The sequence below is a fragment of the Wohlfahrtiimonas larvae genome (genome assembly GCF_002006755.1).
Classification (GTDB): Bacteria; Pseudomonadota; Gammaproteobacteria; order Cardiobacteriales; family Wohlfahrtiimonadaceae; genus Wohlfahrtiimonas; species Wohlfahrtiimonas larvae.
In genome coordinates this window covers 1-1,311 of record NZ_MVDO01000196.1, presented here as the reverse complement: position 1 = coordinate 1,311, position 1,311 = coordinate 1, and the positions used below count along the sequence as shown (strand labels likewise).

General features: G+C 33.9%; 1 protein-coding gene. It reads right to left on the bottom strand.

All coding sequences use genetic code 11. The features are described from left to right. Nucleotides 1–1,311 (bottom strand): MATE family efflux transporter (locus BZK14_RS10540; protein ID WP_245831318.1); only part of this gene is annotated, 1,311 nt, incomplete at both ends.

The following is a 1,311-nucleotide window of genomic DNA, read 5'->3' as shown; positions in this document are numbered from 1 at the left end:
CATAAAAACAAAGCTGCAGTACATGTTGAAACTAAATCTGCTGCAAAAATTGCATACCAAACACCATCAATACCAAAATATAATGGAAAAATAAATAGCCCAGGAATTAAGAATATAATTTGACGACTCAAACTTAAAAAGATGGAGTGCTTCACTTTACCAATGCTTTGAAAGAAAATCGTCACAACGATTTGAAAGCCTGCTAAAGGAAATAAAACAGTCACAATTTTAATGGCATTAATTGCGACTTTAGCAAGCTCTGGCGATGGATTAAAAAATTCAACAACAAGTGATGGGAAGAATACACCAATGATCATAGCAATCACACCAATCATCACCCCTACTTTAATTGTTTGAAGCAATGCTTCACGCAATCGTTTAATCTCTTTAGCACCAAAACTATAACCAACGATAGGTTGCATGCCTTGTGTTAAACCCAGTAATATCAATACAACTAGCATTAATAAAACATTCACAATTGTATAAGCACCAACGGCTAGAGAGCCACCATATATTTTAACTTGCTGAATGATGATAAAAATAATGCTACCTGATACTAAATTCATTAAAAATGGTGACATACCAATACTTAAAATAGCTTTAGTAATGAACCAATTGAAACGAATATTAGATAATTTAAAAGCAACAACAGATTTTCTACTGATAAAATGTTGCATTACAAAAATTGTACCAATAATCATTGATAGTACGATGGATAATGCGGCACCTTCAATACCCCAGCGTAATTGATAAATAAAGATTGGCGCAAAAATTGCATTCAACACTAAGGTTAATAGCATCGTGTACATCGCTTTTTTTGGATAACCTGATGAACGCATCATATTATTAAAACTAAAACAAAGATTGGCGAAAATTGCACCCGGCAAATAATATTTTAAAAAATCATAGGTATATTGATAAGTGCCTTCATCAGCACCTAAAAAATGCACAAGTGGCTTTAAAAATATGAAAAAAGACATCGAAACAGTAATGGTAATGATAAAAGTTAAAATCAAGGATGTTCCGACAACCTTCTCAGCTTTATCATAATCTTCATTACCCAAAAAGATCGAAATACGACTACCTGCGCCTGCACCAACTAACATACCAAACGCCGCTAAAATGGTCATAATCGGTAGTGCTAACCCCATAGCGCTCATCGCATCATCATTTAAATAGTCTGCATTACCAATAAAATAACGTGTAATAATATTATAAAGTGCAGTAACAGTGCTCCCCACAATAGCAGGTAATGCATACTTCCATAACAAACTACGAATCGGAGCATTTCTCAGCTCTAAAATCCTTTCC